Origin of the sequence: Stenotrophomonas panacihumi, from assembly GCF_001431645.1 — a bacterium.
Lineage (GTDB): Bacteria > Pseudomonadota > Gammaproteobacteria > Xanthomonadales > Xanthomonadaceae > Stenotrophomonas_A > Stenotrophomonas_A panacihumi.
Window position 1 is genome coordinate 1 of sequence record NZ_LLXU01000096.1, and the last position, 17,577, is coordinate 17,577.

Annotated in this window: 12 protein-coding genes and 1 pseudogene; 3 read left to right on the plus strand and 10 right to left on the minus strand. The window is 69.7% G+C overall.

Going from position 1 to position 17,577, the window contains the following annotated elements; genetic code table 11:
- Positions 1-397 precede the first annotated feature (397 nt).
- A complete protein-coding gene (gene pdxY / locus ARC20_RS12765) occupies positions 398-1,306 on the plus strand; it encodes a pyridoxal kinase (RefSeq protein WP_057647706.1) in 909 nt (302 codons plus the stop codon).
- Positions 1,303-2,418 carry a prephenate dehydrogenase gene (locus ARC20_RS12770; RefSeq protein WP_057647709.1) on the plus strand — a complete coding sequence of 372 codons (1,116 nt, stop codon included), beginning with the start codon at positions 1,303-1,305 and terminating at the stop codon, positions 2,416-2,418. Before pdxY ends, ARC20_RS12770 begins: the two co-directional genes overlap by 4 nt.
- A 118-nt stretch (positions 2,419-2,536) precedes the next feature.
- Here the strand turns inward: ARC20_RS12770 and ARC20_RS12775 are convergent, their stop codons facing one another.
- The 3 genes from ARC20_RS12775 to ARC20_RS12785 all read right to left on the minus strand — a co-directional run bounded on the left by ARC20_RS12775 (position 2,537) and on the right by ARC20_RS12785 (position 5,159).
- Positions 2,537-2,725, minus strand: coding sequence for a hypothetical protein (locus ARC20_RS12775; protein WP_057647711.1), 189 nt, complete (start codon positions 2,723-2,725; stop codon positions 2,537-2,539).
- Between the two features lie 77 nt (positions 2,726-2,802).
- Positions 2,803-4,569, minus strand: coding sequence for an ABC transporter transmembrane domain-containing protein (locus tag ARC20_RS12780; protein ID WP_057647713.1), 1,767 nt, complete (start codon positions 4,567-4,569; stop codon positions 2,803-2,805).
- A complete protein-coding gene (locus ARC20_RS12785; protein ID WP_057647715.1) occupies positions 4,566-5,159 on the minus strand; it encodes an IMPACT family protein in 594 nt (197 codons plus the stop codon). The genes ARC20_RS12780 and ARC20_RS12785 overlap by 4 nt, the downstream gene beginning before the upstream one ends.
- 150 nt (positions 5,160-5,309) lie before the next feature.
- Here ARC20_RS12785 and ARC20_RS12790 point away from each other — a divergent pair, with 150 nt between their 5' ends.
- Entirely contained in the window at positions 5,310-8,201 is a 2,892-nt protein-coding gene (locus ARC20_RS12790) for a sensor domain-containing phosphodiesterase (RefSeq protein WP_081418184.1), read from the plus strand.
- 37 nt (positions 8,202-8,238) lie between these two features.
- On the opposite strand, the gene ARC20_RS12795 is transcribed toward ARC20_RS12790, so the two are convergent.
- The 7 genes and pseudogenes from ARC20_RS12795 to ARC20_RS12825 form a co-directional block, all read right to left on the minus strand.
- Positions 8,239-8,832, minus strand: a complete 594-nt coding sequence (locus ARC20_RS12795; RefSeq protein WP_057647719.1) for an LOG family protein — start codon at positions 8,830-8,832, stop codon at positions 8,239-8,241.
- A gap of 103 nt (positions 8,833-8,935) precedes the next feature.
- On the minus strand, positions 8,936-10,372 hold the full coding sequence (gene lpdA / locus ARC20_RS12800; protein WP_057647721.1) for a dihydrolipoyl dehydrogenase: 1,437 nt from the start codon (positions 10,370-10,372) through the stop codon (positions 8,936-8,938).
- A gap of 79 nt (positions 10,373-10,451) precedes the next feature.
- A complete protein-coding gene (sucB, locus tag ARC20_RS12805) occupies positions 10,452-11,657 on the minus strand; it encodes a dihydrolipoyllysine-residue succinyltransferase (protein WP_057647723.1) in 1,206 nt (401 codons plus the stop codon).
- Between the two features lie 40 nt (positions 11,658-11,697).
- Positions 11,698-14,526, minus strand: a complete 2,829-nt coding sequence (locus ARC20_RS12810) for a 2-oxoglutarate dehydrogenase E1 component (RefSeq protein WP_057647725.1) — start codon at positions 14,524-14,526, stop codon at positions 11,698-11,700.
- 189 nt (positions 14,527-14,715) lie between these two features.
- Positions 14,716-15,609, minus strand: coding sequence for a GNAT family N-acetyltransferase (locus ARC20_RS12815; RefSeq protein WP_057647726.1), 894 nt, complete (start codon positions 15,607-15,609; stop codon positions 14,716-14,718).
- 175 nt (positions 15,610-15,784) lie between these two features.
- Positions 15,785-16,979 (minus strand): annotated as a pseudogene (locus ARC20_RS12820) (JmjC domain-containing protein); the annotation flags it as partial.
- A gap of 84 nt (positions 16,980-17,063) precedes the next feature.
- Complete coding sequence (locus ARC20_RS12825; RefSeq protein ID WP_057647728.1) at positions 17,064-17,513, minus strand: VOC family protein; 450 nt, start codon at positions 17,511-17,513, stop codon at positions 17,064-17,066.
- Between the last annotated feature and the right edge of the window lie 64 nt (positions 17,514-17,577).

Below are 17,577 nucleotides of genomic sequence, written 5' to 3' on the forward strand. Positions count from 1 at the left end.
ATGCCCTGGTGGGGGACGCCAAAAACCGCATCCATGCGGGGCTCGGCGGGCGACATCCATGTCGCCCGACGCCCCCACCAGGGCATCCCCCCGGGCGCCCCCATGGATTTCTCGCGTGCGGATCGGAAAGCGTGCATTTCCCGAGTAGTTCGGCGTGCCTGCGCGTTTGATTTTCCTGCCGCCACTTCGCGATGTGTTGGGTGGACGGGCGGGTGGCCGCATCGGGGGCGTCGGGCGACATGGATGTCGCCCGACGAGCCCCGCAGGATGCAGTTTTTGGCGTCCCCCGATGCGACCACTCGCCCGTCCACCGCGCGCCAACAACAAAGGCGCCAGAAAAAAGATCCAGAAGAAAGCATCGAACCCAACAACCCGAGCAGTCCTAGAATGGACACCCATGAACACCCCAACAGAAAGCCACCTGATCCACGGCAGGCGCCAGCGCCCGGACGGCCCGGTGCCGGTGGACGTCATCTCGGTGCAGTCGCAGCTCGTCTACGGCCATGCGGGTAACAGCGCCGCCGTCCCGCCGTTGCGCGCCCTCGGCCTGCGCGTGGCCGAAGTCCCGACCACCTTGCTGAGCAACGCCCCGTTCTACAGCACCTTGCGCGGCCGCGTGCTGCCTTCAGACTGGCTCGCGGATCTGCTGCTCGGCGCCAGCGAACGCGGCTTGGCACAGCGCGCCCGCATGCTCGTCTCCGGCTACTTCGGCAGCACCGCCAATGGCGAAGTCTTCGCCGACTGGCTCGAACGCGAACAGGTCGGCGCCCCGCAAATGCGTTACTGCCTGGACCCGGTCATCGGCGACACCCACACCGGTCCCTACGTGGAAGCCGGCCTGGAGCGCGTGTTCGCCGAACGCCTGCTGCCGCGCGCCTGGCTGGTCACCCCGAATGCGTTTGAACTCGGCCGGCTTACCGGCCTGCCGAGCCTGGCGCAGGAAGATGCCATTGCCGCCGCGCGCGTGCTGCTCGAACGCGGCCCGCAGTGGGTGCTCGCCCACAGCGTTGCCGGCGAGCCCGGCGAACTGGTCACCCTGGCGGTCAGCCGCGATGCCGTGTTCCGTTGGCGCACGCCGCACCTGCCGGTCGATGTGGCCGGCACCGGCGATGTGTTGATGGCCCTGCTGATCGGCTTCCTGCTGCGCGATACGCCGTTCGAGGTGGCCGTCAGCCGCGCGCTGGCCGGCGTGCACACCGCGCTGGAGGCCACGCTCGCCGCCGGCTTCGAGGAATTCGACGTGCTCGCCGCCGCGCCCGCCGCGCTCTCGCCGGCCGATCGCTTTCCCGCCGAGCGCCTCGCATGACGCTGCGCCCGGTGGTCGGCATCGTCGGCAGCGCCGGTGCCTATGGGCGCTGGCTGAGCCGCTTCCTGCGCGAGCGCATGGGGCTGGAGGTCTGGGGCCACGACCCCGCCGATGCCGCCTCGCTGGACGAGGCCGAACTGCTGGCCCGCGTCGATGTGCTGGTGTTCTCCGCGCCGATCCGCCAAACCCCTGCGCTGATCGCGCACTACGCCGCGCTCGCCGATGGCCGCGAACGCGAGCAGCTGTGGCTCGACGTCACCTCGATCAAGCAGGCGCCGGTCGCGGCGATGCTGGCCTCGCAGGCCGAAGTCGTCGGACTGCATCCGATGACCGCGCCACCGAAATCGCCCACGCTCAAGGGCCGGGTGATGGTGGTCTGCGAGGCGCGCCTTTCGCGCTGGCGGCCGTGGGTAGAGCAACTGTGCGCCGCGCTGGAAGCCGAATGCGTGCCCGCCACGCCCGAACACCACGATCGCGTGATGGCGCTGGTGCAGGGCATGGTGCATGCCACCCACCTGGCGCAGGCCGGCGTGCTGCGCGACTACACGCCGCTGCTCGGCGAGTTGCAGGCGCTGATGCCGTTCCGCTCGGCGTCCTTCGAACTGGATACCGCGGTGATCGCGCGCATCCTCTCGTTGAACCCAACCATCTACGAGGACATCCAGTTCGGCAATCCCTACGTGCCGGAGATGCTCGACCGCCTGCTGGCCCAGCTGGCCACGCTGCGCGAGCTGGTGCGGCAGGGCGACGATGCGGCGCGGGCGCGCTTCCGCACCCAGTACCTGCGCGAGAACCACGATGCGCTGGCCCCGGCCAGCCTGGAAGCCGGCAACTACAGCTACGAGCGCGTCGGCTACCTGCTGGCCGACCTCACCGAACCGCTCGCCACCAGTGTCTACTTGCCGGAGGATCGCCCCGGCTCGTTGCGCGCGCTGCTGCATGTGTTCGAGCAGCATGGGGTCAACCTGTCGTCGATCCATTCCTCGCGTACGCCCGCCGGCGAGCTGCATTTCCGCATGGGCTTCGAGCCGGACACCGATCCGGCGCGGCTGGCGGCCGCCAAGCAGGAGATCGACGCCAGCGGCATCGGGCGCGTGTTGCCGCAGCGCTGACACGCGCGGTCATCCACAGGGGATGTGGATGACCGTTGAATGAAGCTGTGGATAAACCCGCGCAGGCCAGCCGTGACGGGGCCTGCGCCTGGTGTGGCGAAGAAATCGCCAGTGCGGCTCAGGCCGTGGACAGGCGCAGTTCGCCGCCGGTGGTGGTGTAGTCCTGGCCCTGGCGGACCAGATGCCGGCCGTCGGCCAGCTCATAGCGGGGCGTCTCGTGCGACTGGCCCTGCGCTTGCTCGCGGAACTCGATGATCACGTAGGACTCGCCATCGGAACCGGTGGCGGGGAATTGCCGGAATGACATGGTGCGCCTCCTCGGATGTTTCCGCCGGCCCATGCCGGCGGCGCGAGGATGCGCGGGCGCGTGTTACCGCGCCGTGCTCAATCGATGAATTGCAGGCGCGCCAGTTCAGCGTACAGGCCGCCCTGCGCGAGCAGTTCGGCATGCGTGCCCTGCGCGATGATGCGCCCGCGTTCCATCACCACGATGCGGTCGGCTTTGAGCACGGTGGCCAGGCGATGGGCGATGACCAGCGTGGTGCGGCCGGCCATCAGGCGTTCCAGCGCCTGCTGCACGGCGCGCTCGCTCTGCGCGTCGAGCGCGCTGGTGGCTTCGTCCAGCAGCAGCACCGGCGCGTCCTTGAGCAGGGCGCGGGCGATCGCCACGCGCTGCTGCTGGCCACCGGACAGGCGTGCGCCGCGTTCGCCCAGTTCGGTATCGAAGCCCTGCGGCAGTTCGCTGATGAAACCCTCGGCTTCGGCGGCGCGCGCGGCGGCGCGCAACGCTTCGTCGCTGGCCTCCAGCCGGCCATAGCGGATGTTCTCCGCGGCGCTGGCCGCGAACAGCGCCGGCTGCTGCGGCACCAGCGCGATGTGTTCGCGCAGCTGCAGCGGGTCGAGCGTGCGCAGGTCCATGCCGTCCAGCGAGACGCTGCCGGCATCCGGGTCGTGGAAACGCAGCAGCAGCGACAGCACGGTGCTCTTGCCTGCACCCGAAGGGCCGACCAGCGCCACCGTTTCGCCGGGCCGCACGTGCAGGGTGAAGCCATCCAGCGCGGCGTGGTCGGGCCGCTGCGGGTAATGGAATACCACGTCGTCGAAGCGGATCTCGCCGCGCAGCGGGGCGGGCAGGTCGCTCGGCGCTTCCGGCAGCGCCAGGCGCGGCTGCTCGCGCAGCAGCTCGGCGATGCGGCCCATGCCGCCGGCCGCGCGCTGCAACTCGTTCCACACCTCGGCCAGCGCGCCCACCGAGCCGCCGCCGATCAGCGCGTACAGCACGAACTGGCCCAGCGCGCCGGTGCTCATGCGGCCATCGACCACATCGTGCGCGCCCATCCACAGCACGGTGACGATGGCGCCGAAGAACAGCACGATCGCCACCGCGGTCACGATGGACTGCGTGCCGATGCGCCGCCGCGCCGCCGCCAGCGTGGCGTCCAGCGCGGCGCCGAAACGCGCGCGCTCGTAAGGCTCGCGCGCATGCGCCTGCACCGTGCGTACCGCGCCCAGGGTTTCGGCGGCGAGCGTGTTGGCGTCGGCCACCCGATCCTGGCTGGCGCGCGCCATCTTCTGCAGGCGCCGCGCGCCCAGCACGATCGGCAGCACCGCCAGCGGAATGCCCAGCAGCGCCCACGCGGCCAGCCGCGGGCTGGTGACGAACAGCATCACCAGGCTGCCGATCACCGTGACCGTGCTGCGCAGCGCCACCGACATCGTCGAGCCGATCACCCCGCGCAGCAGTTCGCTGTCGGCCGACAGGCGCGAGACCAGCTCGCCGCTGCGGCTGCGGTCGTGGAATTCCATGTCCAGCCCGATCAGGTGGGCATACAGGCGTCCGCGCAGGTCGGCCACCACGCGCTCGCCCAGCAGCGAGACGAAGAACAGCCGCGCGGCCGTGGCCACCGCCAGTACCGCGGTGACCACGAAGGCAAGCGCGAAGGTACGGTTGATGGCGCTCGCCGCGCTGAAGCCATGGTCGATCACCTGCCGCGCGACGGTGGGCAGCACCAGCGTGGCGGCCGAGGACACGGCCAGCGCCAGCAGCCACGACACGAACAGCGGCAGGTGGCGGCGGACGAAGGGCCACAGCGCGCCGAGGCTGGCGAGGCCGCGCAGGCCGGGGCGCGGGGTATCCGGGGTCGAACTCATGCGGGAGGCTGCTCGCGAACGTGGACCCGATTGCGGGTGGCGTCGCGCAGCTGGTTTTTCAAGCCCGGCAGGCGGTCGGCCGGCAACGAGACCTGCAGCCAGGCGCCTTCGGCGTCGAAATCCTCGTGCTCCTTGAGCGCCTGGCACTGCGCCATGGCGTTGTGCACGGCGCCCAGGTCGTCGAAGCCGCAATGCAGCCAGGCCGTGGCCATTTCCGTCAGCGGCAGGCGCGGGGCGGTGCGCAGGCATTCGGCCGCGGTGCCGCCATAGGCGCGCACCAGCCCGCCGGCGCCCAGCTTGATGCCGCCGTACCAGCGCGTCACCACCACCATGAGGCGGTCCAAGCCCTGGCCGTCGATGGCCGCCAGGATCGGCCGCCCCGCGGTGCCGGCCGGCTCGCCGTCGTCGCTGGAGCGGTAGTCGGCGCCGATCCGGTAGGCCCAGCAGTTGTGCGTGGCGTCGGCCACGGCCACCTGCGCGAGGAAGGCCAGCGCCGCGGCGGCATCGTCGACGGGCGCGGCGTGGGCGACGAAACGGCTGTGGCGGATTTCCTGGCGGTGGCTGACCGCGCTGGCGAGGGTCTCGGGCATCGCGTGCATTCTAGCGGCGGTGTTGACGTTGATCCGTTCGGCGCGTGCGCCACGTCAAGAAGCCAGGTGTGATGCCTATCAAAACCACGCTCAACGGTTATGCTGGGCGCCACAGGGGAGCTGCCGGGAACGGCAGCCATGGATTTCACAATGCTGATCAGCCCATCCGCCATGGCCCACCGCCTGCGCATCGCGCAGGCGTGCGACCGCGCGGCCGCGGTGCTGGCCGGCGTGATGCCGGCCGGTGGCGCGCTCGCCCTGGCCTGGCGCGATGGCCGGCTGGACGACGAGGCGCTCGGCACCTCGCCCGGTGCCGGCGAAACACTGCGGGCACATGCCATCGCCGGCCTGTCGCGGCGCGATACCCCGGAGACGTCCGAACGCCTGCACGTCTGGCGCAGCGACGACGACTTCGCCGTGCTCGCGCTTGCCTGGGACGGGCCGGGGCAGGATGCCGCGCGCGAGCAGGCCTGGCTGCGGCTGGCCGAGTGCGTGGTCGGCGCCACGCTGGACGGCGCGCTGCTCCAGGCCGAGATCGAGGACCTGGAAAAGTCCAAGCTGCTGCAGCAGGCGCTGTACGAGATCGCCGACCTGGCCGGCAACGAGCTGGACCTGAGCCAGATGCTCCAGCGCATCCATGCCGTGGTCGGCTCGCTGATGTACGCGGAGAACTTCTACATCGTCGAATACGATGCCGCCGCGGCGAGCATGCGCTTTCTGTATTTCGTCGACCAGCAGGACGGCTTCGTCGCCGACCCCTCGCGCAGCTACCGTCACCAGGACCTGCCCAACAGCCTCACGCTGGCGCTGCTCTCGCGCGGCGTGGCGCTGAGCGGGCCGTCGGACGAACTGTCCGAGCGCCTCAACATCTCCCAGGACCCCACGCGCGGCCCCGAAAGCCTGGACTGGCTTGGCGTGCCGATGCTGCGCGACGGCCAGGTGGCCGGCGCCATCGTGGTGCAGAGCTACGACGAGAAGATCGGTTTCAGCGAGCAGGACCGCATCCTGCTGGCGTACGTCGCCCAGCACGTGCTCACCGCCATCGACCGCCGCCAGGCCAAGGTGCAGCTGGAGCGGCGCGTGGAGGAGCGCACGCGCGAGCTGCAGCACGCCAACCGCGAGCTGCAGGACGAAATCATCGAGCGCAAGCGCGCCGAGAAGCTGCAGCTGGCGCTGTTCCGCATCAGCGAGCTGGCCGGCGCCTCGGAAAGCCTGAGCCAGTACTACGCCGAGGTGCATGACGTCGTCGGCGGCCTGCTGGATGCGCGCAACTTCTACATCGCGCTGATCAACGAGAACGGCGACGGCCTGGAGTTCGCCTATTCGGTGGACGAACACAACGGCGTGCGGCCGGCGCGCAAGTTCAGCGGCGGCCTCACCGAGTACCTGATCCAGACCCGTTCGGCATTGCTGGCCACGCGCGCGGATATCGACGCGATGGCCGCCGCCGGCAAGCTCACCAACATCGGCGCGCAGGCGCACAGCTGGCTGGGCGTGCCGTTGTTCATCGACGACGAGGTGGTCGGCGCCATCGTGGTGCAGAGCTACTCGCCGCAGGTCAGCTACACCCCGCACGACCAGCGCCTGCTGGCCTTCGTGGCCCACAACATCGGCAATGGCCTGGCGCGGCAGCGCAACCAGGCGCGGCTGCGGCTGGCGCACGCGGAGCTGGAAGTGCGCGTGCACGAGCGCACGCGCGAGCTGGCCGAGCTCAACGAACAGCTGCTCAGCCAGATCGCCGAGCGCCTGCGCGCCGAGCAGCGGCTGACCCACCAGGCGCTGCACGACGCGCTGACCGGCCTGCCGAACCGCGCGCACCTGCTGGACCGGCTGGACGAATCGATCCAGCGCGCCGCGCATGGCGATGGCGAGGCCTTCGCCGTGCTGTTCCTGGACCTGGACCGCTTCAAGCTGGTCAACGACAGCGTCGGCCATGCGGCCGGCGACCGCATGCTGATCGAGGTGGCGCAGCGCATCGTCGCCACCGTGCGCGCCGACGACGTGGTCGCGCGGCTGGGCGGCGACGAATTCGCCATCCTCATGCGTTGCCCGGAGGGCGTGGAAGCCGCGCGCGAACTGGCGCAGCGACTGCAGGGCGTGCTCGGCCAGCCGATGTGGGTGGCGGGGCGCGAATTGTTCCCCTCCGGCAGCATGGGCGTGGCGTTGTGGAGCCATCGCTACCGCACGGGCGAAGAGATGCTGCGCGACGCCGACGCGGCGATGTACCGCGCCAAGGCGCAGATCGCCGAGCGTTTCGCGGTGTTCGACGAGGCCATGCGCGAAGAGGCATTGCGCAGCCTGGACCTGGAAGCGGACATGCGCCGCGCGCTCAACAATCGCGATTTCCACCCGTTCTACCAGCCCATCGTGCGGCTGGAAGACAACGTGGTGGTGGGCCACGAGGCGCTGCTGCGCTGGGAGCATGAAAGCCGTGGCCTGCTGCGGCCGAACGTGTTCATCCACCTGGGCGAAGACAGCGGCCTGATCGAGCAGGTGGACTGGCAGCTGTACGAGCAGGTGATCGAACACCTGGCGCGCGGCGGCGAGGGCTATGTGTCGGTGAACGTGTCGCCGCGGCACTTCCGTTCGGTGGATTTCGCCGAGCGTCTGCTGGGCTTGATCGACGCGGTGGGCGCCGACCCGGTGCGCCTGCGGCTGGAGATCACCGAGGTGGCGCTGCTGGACGATGCGCCGCGCACGCTGCGCATCCTGCGCACGCTGCGCGAGCGCGGCGTGCTGATCCAGCTCGACGACTTCGGCACCGGCTATTCGGCGCTGTCGTACCTGCACCGGTTCCCGATCTCGGCATTGAAGATCGACCAGAGCTTCGTCGCCGGCCTGCACCAGGGTGGCGGCCAGGATTCACTGGCGCTGGTGCGCAGCATCCTGGCGCTGGCGGCCACGCTGGGCATCGAGACGGTGGGCGAGGGCATCGAGACCGAGCAGCAGCGGCGCACGCTGCGCGAGCTCGGCTGCCACTACGGGCAAGGCTACCTGCTCGGCAAGCCGACGCCGCGGCCGGAAGGGCTGGCCTGGGCCTAGGCGAGGGCCGGCTATCGGCCCCCGCGACAGTTGAACTTCAGCGCAGCGCGTTACGGCGCTTTTCGTCGATCCACTTCGACGCCTGCGCAGGCGAGTAATCCCGCATCCACTGCAGCATCTGCTCGATATCGCTGCCGTACCACAGGTCCGCGCGCTGGTCCGGATGCAGGAAGCGCTCCTCCACCATGCGGTCGATCATTCCGATTAGCGGCGCGTAGAAGCCTTCCACGTCCAGGAACGCGCATGGCTTGTTGCCGATGCCCAGCTGGCGCCAGGTCAGCATCTCGAAGATCTCCTCCATCGTGCCGAAGCCACCCGGCAGCGCGACGAAGCCATCGGCCAGGTCGAACATGCGCGACTTGCGCTCATGCATCGAGCCCACGATCTCCAGCTCGGTCAGCCCGCGATGGGCCACTTCCCAATCCGCCAGCTGCTTCGGGATCACGCCGGTGACCTCGCCGCCGGCGGCCAGCACCGCGTTGGCCACCGTGCCCATCAGGCCGACGTTGCCGCCGCCATACACCAGGCGCAGGCCTTCCTTGGCGATGCGGTCGCCCAGGGCGATGGCGCGCTCGGTGTAACCGGGCTTGCTGCCGGCATTGGAGCCGCAATAGACGCAGATGCTCTTCATGTCAGGGTTTCCTGCTCGTACGTTCCAGAAAAAGCGAACGCCGGGCTTGCACCCGGCGTCGGCTGGAGGGGTCGGGAGCGGCGGGGCCGTGTCCCGGGCCGCCTCAGTTGACCTTGTGGATGGCGCGCTTGCTGACCGCCATCGCGGCGTCGTGGATCGCCTCGGACAGGGTCGGGTGCGCGTGGCAGATGCGCGCCAGGTCGTCGGCCGAACCATTGAACTCCATGGTCAGCACGCCCTCGTGCACCAGCTCGGACACGCCCACGCCCACCAGGTGCAGGCCCAGCACGCGGTCGGTCTCGGCATGGGCGATGAGCTTCACCATGCCCGCCGGCTCGGCCATCGCCACCGCACGGGCGATCGCCGCGAACGGGAAGGTGCCGACCTTGTACGGGATGCCCTCGGCCTTGCACTGCTGCTCGGTCTTGCCGACCCAGGCGATTTCCGGCTCGGTGTAGATGACCCACGGGATGGTGTCGAAGTTGACGTGGCCCGGCAGGCCGGCGATCAGCTCGGCGACCGCGATGCCTTCCTCGAAGCCCTTGTGCGCCAGCATCGGGCCGCGCACGCAGTCGCCGATGGCCCACACGCCGTCCACGCCGGTGTGGCAGTGGTCGTCGACCACGATCTGGCCGCGCTCGTTGACCTGCACGCCGGTACCGTCGGCCAGCAGGCCCTTGGTGGCGGCCTTGCGGCCCACGGCGACCAGCAGCTTGTCCACGGTCAGGCTCTTCTCGCCTTCGCCGTCGGTATAGGTGACGACGACTTCCTTCTTCTTGCCCTTGCCGGTGACTTCGGTCTTGGAGACCTTGGCGCCGAGCTTGATTTCCAGGCCCTGCTTCTTGAATTCCTTGGCGGCGGCCTTGGCGATGTCGGTATCGGCGGCGGCCAGGAATTCCGGCAGTGCTTCGAGGATCACGACGTCCGAACCCAGGCGCTTCCACACGCTGCCCAGCTCCAGGCCGATCACGCCGGCGCCGATGACGGCCAGGCGGTTCGGCACTTCGGTGAAGTCCAGCGCGCCGACGTTGTCGACGATGGCCTCGTTGTCGAACTTGGCGAACGGCAGCTCGATGGAATCCGAGCCGGCGGCGATGATCACGTTGGTGCCCTTGAGCTCGACTTCCGAACCGTCGTGCTGCTTCACCTTGACCACGTTGCCCGCCTGCAGCTGGCCGAAGCCGTAGTAGGCGGTGATCTTGTTCGCCTTGAACAGCATCGCGATGCCGCCGGTGAACTGCTTCACGATCTTGTCCTTGCGGCCGATCATGGTGCCCACGTCCATCTTGGCATCCTTGAAGCTGATGCCGTGGTCGCCAAAGATGTGGCCCATGTTCCAGTACTGGCGCGAGGAATCGAGCAGCGCCTTGGAGGGCACGCAACCCACGCGCAGGCAGGTGCCGCCGAGGGCCGGCTGGCCGTCCTTGCCCAGGGCCGCGTCGATGCAGGCGACCTTCAGGCCCAGCTGCGCGGCGCGGATGGCGGCGTGATAGCCGGCCGGGCCGGCACCGATGACGACGACGTCGAATTGTTCAGCCATTGTGTTGTCCTTGTTGCGGTCTGCCTTCTCCCGCCCGTGCGGGAGAAGGGGGGCGCGAAGCGCCGGAAGAGAGCGGCGCTTACAGGCCGAACAGCATCCGGCCCGGGTTTTCCAGCTGGTTCTTGATGTCCACCAGGAACTGCACCGAATCCTTGCCGTCGATGATGCGGTGGTCGTACGACAGCGCGAGGTACATCATCGGCGCCACCACGACCTGGCCGTTCTCGGCGATCGGGCGCTCCTTGATGGCATGCATGCCCAGGATGGCGCTCTGCGGCGGGTTGATGATCGGGGTCGACATCAGCGAGCCGAAGGTGCCGCCGTTGGTGATGGTGAAGGTGCCGCCCTGCAGTTCTTCCAGGCTCAGCTTGCCGTCACGTGCCTTCTTGGCGTAGTCGGCGATGCCCTGCTCGATATCGGCGAACGACTGGCGCTCGACGTTGCGCAGCACCGGGGTCACCAGGCCCTTCTCGGTCGACACCGCGATCGAGATGTCCGAGTAGCCGTGGTAGATGATGTCGTCGCCGTCGATCGAGGCGTTGACCAGCGGGAAGCGCTGCAGCGCGTTGGCGGCGGCCTTGACGAAGAAGCTCATGAAGCCGAGCTTGATGCCGTGGGCCTTCTGGAACTCGTCCTGCAGTTCCTTGCGCGCGGCCGAGACCTTGGCGAGGTTGACCTCGTTGAAGGTGGTCAGCATCGCGGTCGAGTTCTTCGAGTCCATCAGGCGCTTGGCGATGGTCTTGCGCACGCGGGTCATCGGCACGCGCTCTTCCGGGCGCGCGCCACCGGCGCGGGCCACGCCGCCGGACTTGGCGAAGTTGACGATGTCTTCCTTGGTCACCGCGCCGCGACGGCCGGTGCCTTCGACCTGCGACGGATCCACGCCCTCGGTGATGGCGGTGAAGCGCGCGCCCGGCGGCAGGCCGTCGGCGGCCGACTTGGCGGCCGGGGCCGGGGCAGCGGCCTTGGCGGCCGGCGCGGCGGCGGCCGGCGCCGCCGGAGCGGCTTCGGCCTTCTTCTCTTCGGCCGGGGCGGCCGCGGCGACCGCGCCTTCCTCGATGATCGCCAGGACCTGGTTGCTGGTCACGGTGCTGCCGGTCTCGAACTTGATTTCCTTCAGCACGCCGTCCACCGGGGAGGGGACTTCGAGCACGACCTTGTCGGTTTCCAGGTCGACCAGATTCTCGTCGCGCTTGACGGCTTCGCCGGCCTTCTTGTGCCAGCTGGCGATGGTGGCGTCGGAAACGGATTCGGGCAGTACCGGGACTTTGACTTCGGTGGCCATTTGAGGAGCTTCCTGGGAGTTCTGTTCTGGGGGGTAAGAGTTATTCAGCGACCTGGTCGTTGAACGGATTGACCAGCGCGTCGGCGACCAGCTTCTGCTGTTCGGCGACGTGGTCGGCCATGTGGCCGGCGGCCGGCGAGGGCGAACGGGCACGACCGGCGTAATGCAGCGCCTGGCCGTCGGCCAGCACGGCCTGCAGGTGGTGCTTGATCTGGTACCACGCGCCCTGGTTCTGCGGCTCTTCCTGGCACCACACCACGTCGGTGGCGTTGGCGTACTTCTTCAGCTCGGCGGCCAGCAGCGCGCGCGGGAACGGATAGAGCTGCTCCACGCGCAGGATCGCCACGTCGTCCTGGCCCCGCTTCTGCGCGTCTTCCAGCAGGTCGTAGTAGACCTTGCCCGAGCAGGCGACCACGCGCTTCACCTTCTTGGCGTCGGCGGCGGCATCCGGGATCAGGTGCTGGAACTCGCCGTTGGCCAGCTCGTCGAGCGTGGACACGGCCAGCTTGTGGCGCAGCAGCGACTTCGGGGTCATGACCACCAGCGGCTTGCGCGTGCTCATGCGCATCTGGCGACGGATCATGTGGAAGCACTGGGCCGGGGTGGTCGGCACGCAGACCAGCATGTTCTCCAGCGCGCACAGCTGCAGGAAGCGCTCCAGGCGCGCGGAGCTGTGCTCCGGACCCTGGCCTTCGTAGCCGTGCGGCAGGAACAGCGACAGGCCCGAGATGCGGCCCCACTTGGCTTCACCGGCGGCGATGAACTGGTCGATCACCACCTGCGCGCCGTTGGCGAAGTCGCCGAACTGCGCTTCCCACACGCACAGCGCGTTGGGGTCGGTGGTCGAGTAGCCGTACTCGAAGCCCATCACCGCTTCTTCGCTGAGCAGCGAGTCGATGACGGTGGCTTCTTCCGGGTTCTCCACCAGCTGGCGCAGCGGCAGGTAGTAGCTGTCGGTCTTCTGGTCGTGGAGGATCGCGTGGCGATGGAAGAAGGTGCCGCGGCCGGCGTCCTGGCCCACCAGGCGCAGGCGGTTGCCTTCGCTCAGCAGGGTGGCGTAGGCCAGGTTCTCGGCGAAGCCCCAGTCCAGCGGCTGTTCGCCGGCGGTCATCTTCAGGCGGTCTTCGTAGATCTTGGCCACGCGCGGGTGCAGCTCCACGCCGGCCGGGATGGTGTTGATGATCTTGGCCAGCTGGTCCAGCGCGCCGCGCTTGACCGTGGTGTCGACCTTGTCGCTGAGCTTGCCCGACAGGTACTTGGACCAGTCGATGGCGAACTCGTCCGGCTTGCGGGTGGCCAGCTCGGTGGTGAACTCGCCCGAGTCCAGCTTCTCGCGGTAGCCGTCCACCAGCGCCTTGCCCTCGTCGGCCTTCAGCACGCCTTCGCTTTCCAGCTGGGCGGCGTAGAGCTCGCGGGTGGTCTTGTGCTTGCGGATGGTCTGGTACATGACCGGGTTGGTCGCCGCCGGCTCGTCGGCCTCGTTGTGGCCCCAACGGCGGTAGCAGACCAGGTCGATGACCACGTCCTTCTTGAACTGCTGGCGGAACTCGTAGGCCAGTTGGGTCACGAACATCACCGCGTCCGGGTCGTCGCCGTTCACGTGGAAGACCGGCGCGGCGATCATCTTGGCCACGTCGGTGCAGTACAGCGTCGAACGGGCGTCGTCGCGGGTGCTGGTGGTGAAGCCGATCTGGTTGTTGATGACGACGTGCATGGTGCCGCCGACGGCGAAACCGCGCGCCTGCGACATCTGGAACAGCTCCATCACCACGCCCTGGCCGGCGAAGGCCGCGTCGCCGTGGATCAGGATGGGCAGCACTTCCTTGCGGGCCGCGTCGCCGAAGCGCTCCTGGCGCGAACGCACGGAACCGACGACCACCGGGTCGACGATTTCCAGGTGCGAGGGGTTGAACGCCAGCGCCAGGTGGACCTGCTTGTCGTCGCCGACGGCGATGTCGGCCGAGAAGCCCATGTGGTACTTCACGTCGCCGGTGTGGGCGCGGTCGTCATGGGCGTGTTCGAACTTGCCTTCGAACTCGTCGAACAGCTTGCGCGGGTTCTTGCCCAGGGTGTTGACCAGGACATTGAGGCGGCCGCGGTGGGCCATGCCGATCACGATGTCCTTGACGCCTTCCTGGCCGGCCTGGCGGACCATGCCGTCCATCAGCGGAATCAGCGCGTCGCCGCCTTCCAGCGAGAAGCGCTTCTGGCCGACGTACTTGGTGTGCAGGTAGCGTTCCAGGCCTTCGGCGGCGGTCAGGCGCTCCAGCGTGCGGCGACGGCTGTCGGCGCTGCCGGCGATCTTGCCGCCCGCGTTCTCCAGGCGCTGGTAGATCCACTGGCGCTGGTCGAATTCCGGGATGTGCATGAACTCGGCGCCGATCGAGCTCGTGTAGGTCGCCTTCAGGCGCGCCAGCAGGTCGCGCAGCTTCATGCGCGGCTGGCCGCCGACGCCGCCGGTGCTGAACTCGCTGTCCAGGTCGGCCTGCGAGAGGCTGTGGAACGGCAGGTCCAGGTCCGGCGGGTTGACCGGCGGGGTCAGGCCCAGCGGGTCGACGCGGGCGCCGAGGTGGCCGCGCGAACGGTAGGCGGTGATCAGGCGGCCGACGTTGCGCTCGCGCTCGTCGCTGGCGCCGCCGGCGAGGCCTGCGTTGGCCGCGTTGCGCGCCGCTTCGCCGATGTGGGCGATGACGGCCGAGTGCGGCACGTCGCCGGCCTCACGGCCCTTGAAGCCGTCGAAGTAGGCTTTCCACTTGGGATCGACGCTGTCGGGGGAGACGAGGTACTGCTCGTACAGATCCTCGATGTAGGCGGCATTGCCGCCGGCGAGTTGCGAAGACTGCGCAAACTGCTTCAGGAGATTGTCCACGATGGTAAGTCGGGTCGCTTGTGATATGGGGGCTTGCACGTGGCAGGGCCACTCGATCGGCCGCAAGGCCGGTCTGGCGGTGTCAGAGCCCGAAAATTATACCCCCACGCGCACGCAAGGGGGCGTATGCAATCAGTCGGTTGCGTGCGCGACGGTCAGGCCCGCGACAGAGAACGCGTGCCGGCGCGGCTACAGGCCGAGCGCGCGATGTTCGCTCCAGGGCCGGCTGCGTTCCCATATCTGCTCGAAATGCGTGCGCAACTGGCGCGCGCGAGCCGCGCCTTCCAGCCATGTTTCGCCGTCGTCGTGGCGGTTGCCCGTAGAACGAAAGTAGTAGGCCTGCGCATCGCCGACCAGGTAGGCCGAGGGATAGCTGGCGTCCACCGGGTCGGACACGGCACGGAACTGGAACACAGTGGGCAGGCGCTGGGCCAGCCGCAGCAGCGGGGCGTCGAGCAGCTGCGCGCTGGCGGTGTCCTGCAGCAGGATGCGGACCTGCTTGTCGTGGCGCAGGGTGGCGAAGCGGCGCAGCGCGGCCTGCACGGCAGGGGCGTCGAGCAGGCCGGGATCCAGCGCGCGGCTGTAAAGGCGCAGCTCGCGCCGGGCCTGGCCGATCAGCGCGGAGGTGGCATGGACGGCGGCGGCCGCGTCCTCCACCGCCATCGGCCCGTCCAGGCGGCGATGCAGCGACCCGGGTTCGCCGGCCACGGGCAGGAAGCCTGCCTGGGCAAAGAAGGCGGCGGTCCCGGCCGGGGCTTCCAGTCGGACGCCGGGCCAGCCGCGCTGGCGGGCGCCGTCGAGCAGGGCCTGCAGCAACGCCTGGCCCACGCCCTGGCCGCGCCAGTCCGGCAGCACGCCCAGGCGGCCGATGCGCTGGTCCGGCGACAGCCGGCCGGCGCCGACCGGGCGGCCGTCATGGTCGCGGGCCAGCACGTGCAGGCTCAGCACGTCGAGCGCGTCCCACTCCCGGGCCTGCGGGGGATGCGCCTCGGCCGGGAACACCTCGGCCCGCAACGCCAGCAGTTCGGCGGCGCGGGCGCCGCCTTCGCCGTGCTCCAGCAGGAACGGGCCGGCCCAGGGCACGCTTATTCCTCTTCGTCCTCGTCGGACTCGGCCGGCAGGTCTTCCGGGTCGATGTCCGGGTCGATCTCGCCGCCGTCGGTGTCATCGCCGAGCGGTTCGAGCAGGGCGTGGCCTGCGCCGGCGCCATTGCCCAGCTCGCCGGCCTCGTCCTCGTCCCAGTCGTCGTCGCCCTCGAGCGCGGCGGCGTAGTGGCCCAGTTCGACCAGCGCCAGCAGCGCCTCGCGGCCGCGCTCGGAGAGCTGGGCCCAGGCGGTTTCGTCGATCTCCTCCAGCGCGGCCAGGCGCTGGGCGTCGCGCAGCGGCACCGGGAAGGCATGGCCGCTGACGAACAGCAGCGCGCCCTTTCGCGCGCGGCGCCAGGCCACGCGCGACCACGGGTGGCGGTACAGCACCGCGCCTTCGGCCAGGGCTTCGGCCAGCGCCGCCGCGTCCGGGGCCTGCGGCGGCGGGGCGATGTCGCCCGAGGCGCGGTAGGTGGTGATGAAGCGGCCGAACCATTCGCCCAGGCGGTCGGGGTCGTTCATGCGCAGCGCGTTGAGCGCGGCGATGGCGCGGCCCATCGAGGCCTCGTCGATCTCGTACGGGTCGGCCGGCTCGGCGAGGTCTTCGTCGTGGTAACGGACGGCTTCGTCGGCGTCGGCGATCAGCGTGTCGAGGTAGTCGGCGATCAACTCCGCCGAGGCCGGCGCGCGCATGCCGACCGAGAAGGTCAGGCACGGGTCCTCGGCGATGCCGTGGTGCGGGACCAGCGGCGGCAGGTAGAGCATGTCGCCCGGTGCGAGCACCCAGTCGTGGGTGGGCTTGAACTGGCGCAGCAGCTTGATGTCCACGTCGTCGCGGAATTCCAGCGGCGGCGCCTTGCGGCCCATCGCCACGCTGGCGTCGATCTGCCAGCGGCGGTGGCCGAAGCCCTGCAGCAGGAACACGTCGTAGTGGTCCACGTGCGCGCCGACCGAACCGCCGGTGGCGGCGAAGCTGATCATGATGTCGTCGATGCGCCAGCGCGGCAGGAAGCGGAACTGCTGCAGGATCGCGCGCACGTCCGGGTCCCACTTGTCCACGTCCTGCACCAGCAGGGTCCAGTCGTGGTCGGGCAGGCCGGGGAAGTCGGTTTCCTCGAACGGGCCGCTGCGCACCTGCCAGTCGTCGCCGGTGCGGTCGTGGGAAATCAGGCGGGCCAGCACGCCTTCCTCGCAGGCCAGGCCGGCGAGGTCTTCCGGGGTGACCGGGGTCTGGAAGCCGGGGAAGGCCTGGCGGATCAGCAGCGGGCGCTTGTGCCAGTAGTCGCGCAGGAAGCGCGCGACCGGCATGCCCAGCGGGTGCTGCGCGGTGGCCTGGATCTCGAAGGGAAGGGCGGCGGGTTTCTTCATGGTGTTCCTGCGACAGCGGCCGGGTGGCGGCCGGATTGTGGCCCAGGACGGGTGACGGGCGTCTTGCGTCCGATCAATCCCGGCTCAGGGCCCGGAGGTGGCGACGGCATCGTAGCCGGCGGGAGAGAACTGGATCAGGCACCAGCCGTGCCCGAACGGATCGGCCAGCCGCACCAGCCGGCCCCAGGCGGCCTCGCGGATGCAGGCGCGCGCGGCGGCCGGGTCATGGCGCTGGGGGGCGGGCAGGTCGTCCGCGTGGAAGCCGGCGGCGAGGGCGCGCGCCAGCGCGGCGTCGAGGTCGTCGACCGCCACGTCCAGATGCACCGGCGTCCAGTGGCGGGCGTAGTCGCGGGGCTGGCCGGCGGCGCCGGGGCTGCCGGCCGGCTGCACCAGCAGGTACAGCGGGACGGTCGCGCCGAGCAGTTCCAGCGCGCCCTCGCCGAAGCGACGGCCGGGCCGCAGGCCGAAGGCCTCGGTGTACAGGCGCTGCGCGGCCTGCAGGTCGGGGACATCCAGGTTGACCAGCAAGTCCATCGCAAACCTCCGCTTGGCAAGGGCGGGCGCCGCGACCCCGCCGGGGCCGGCGGGGCGGGGGGGG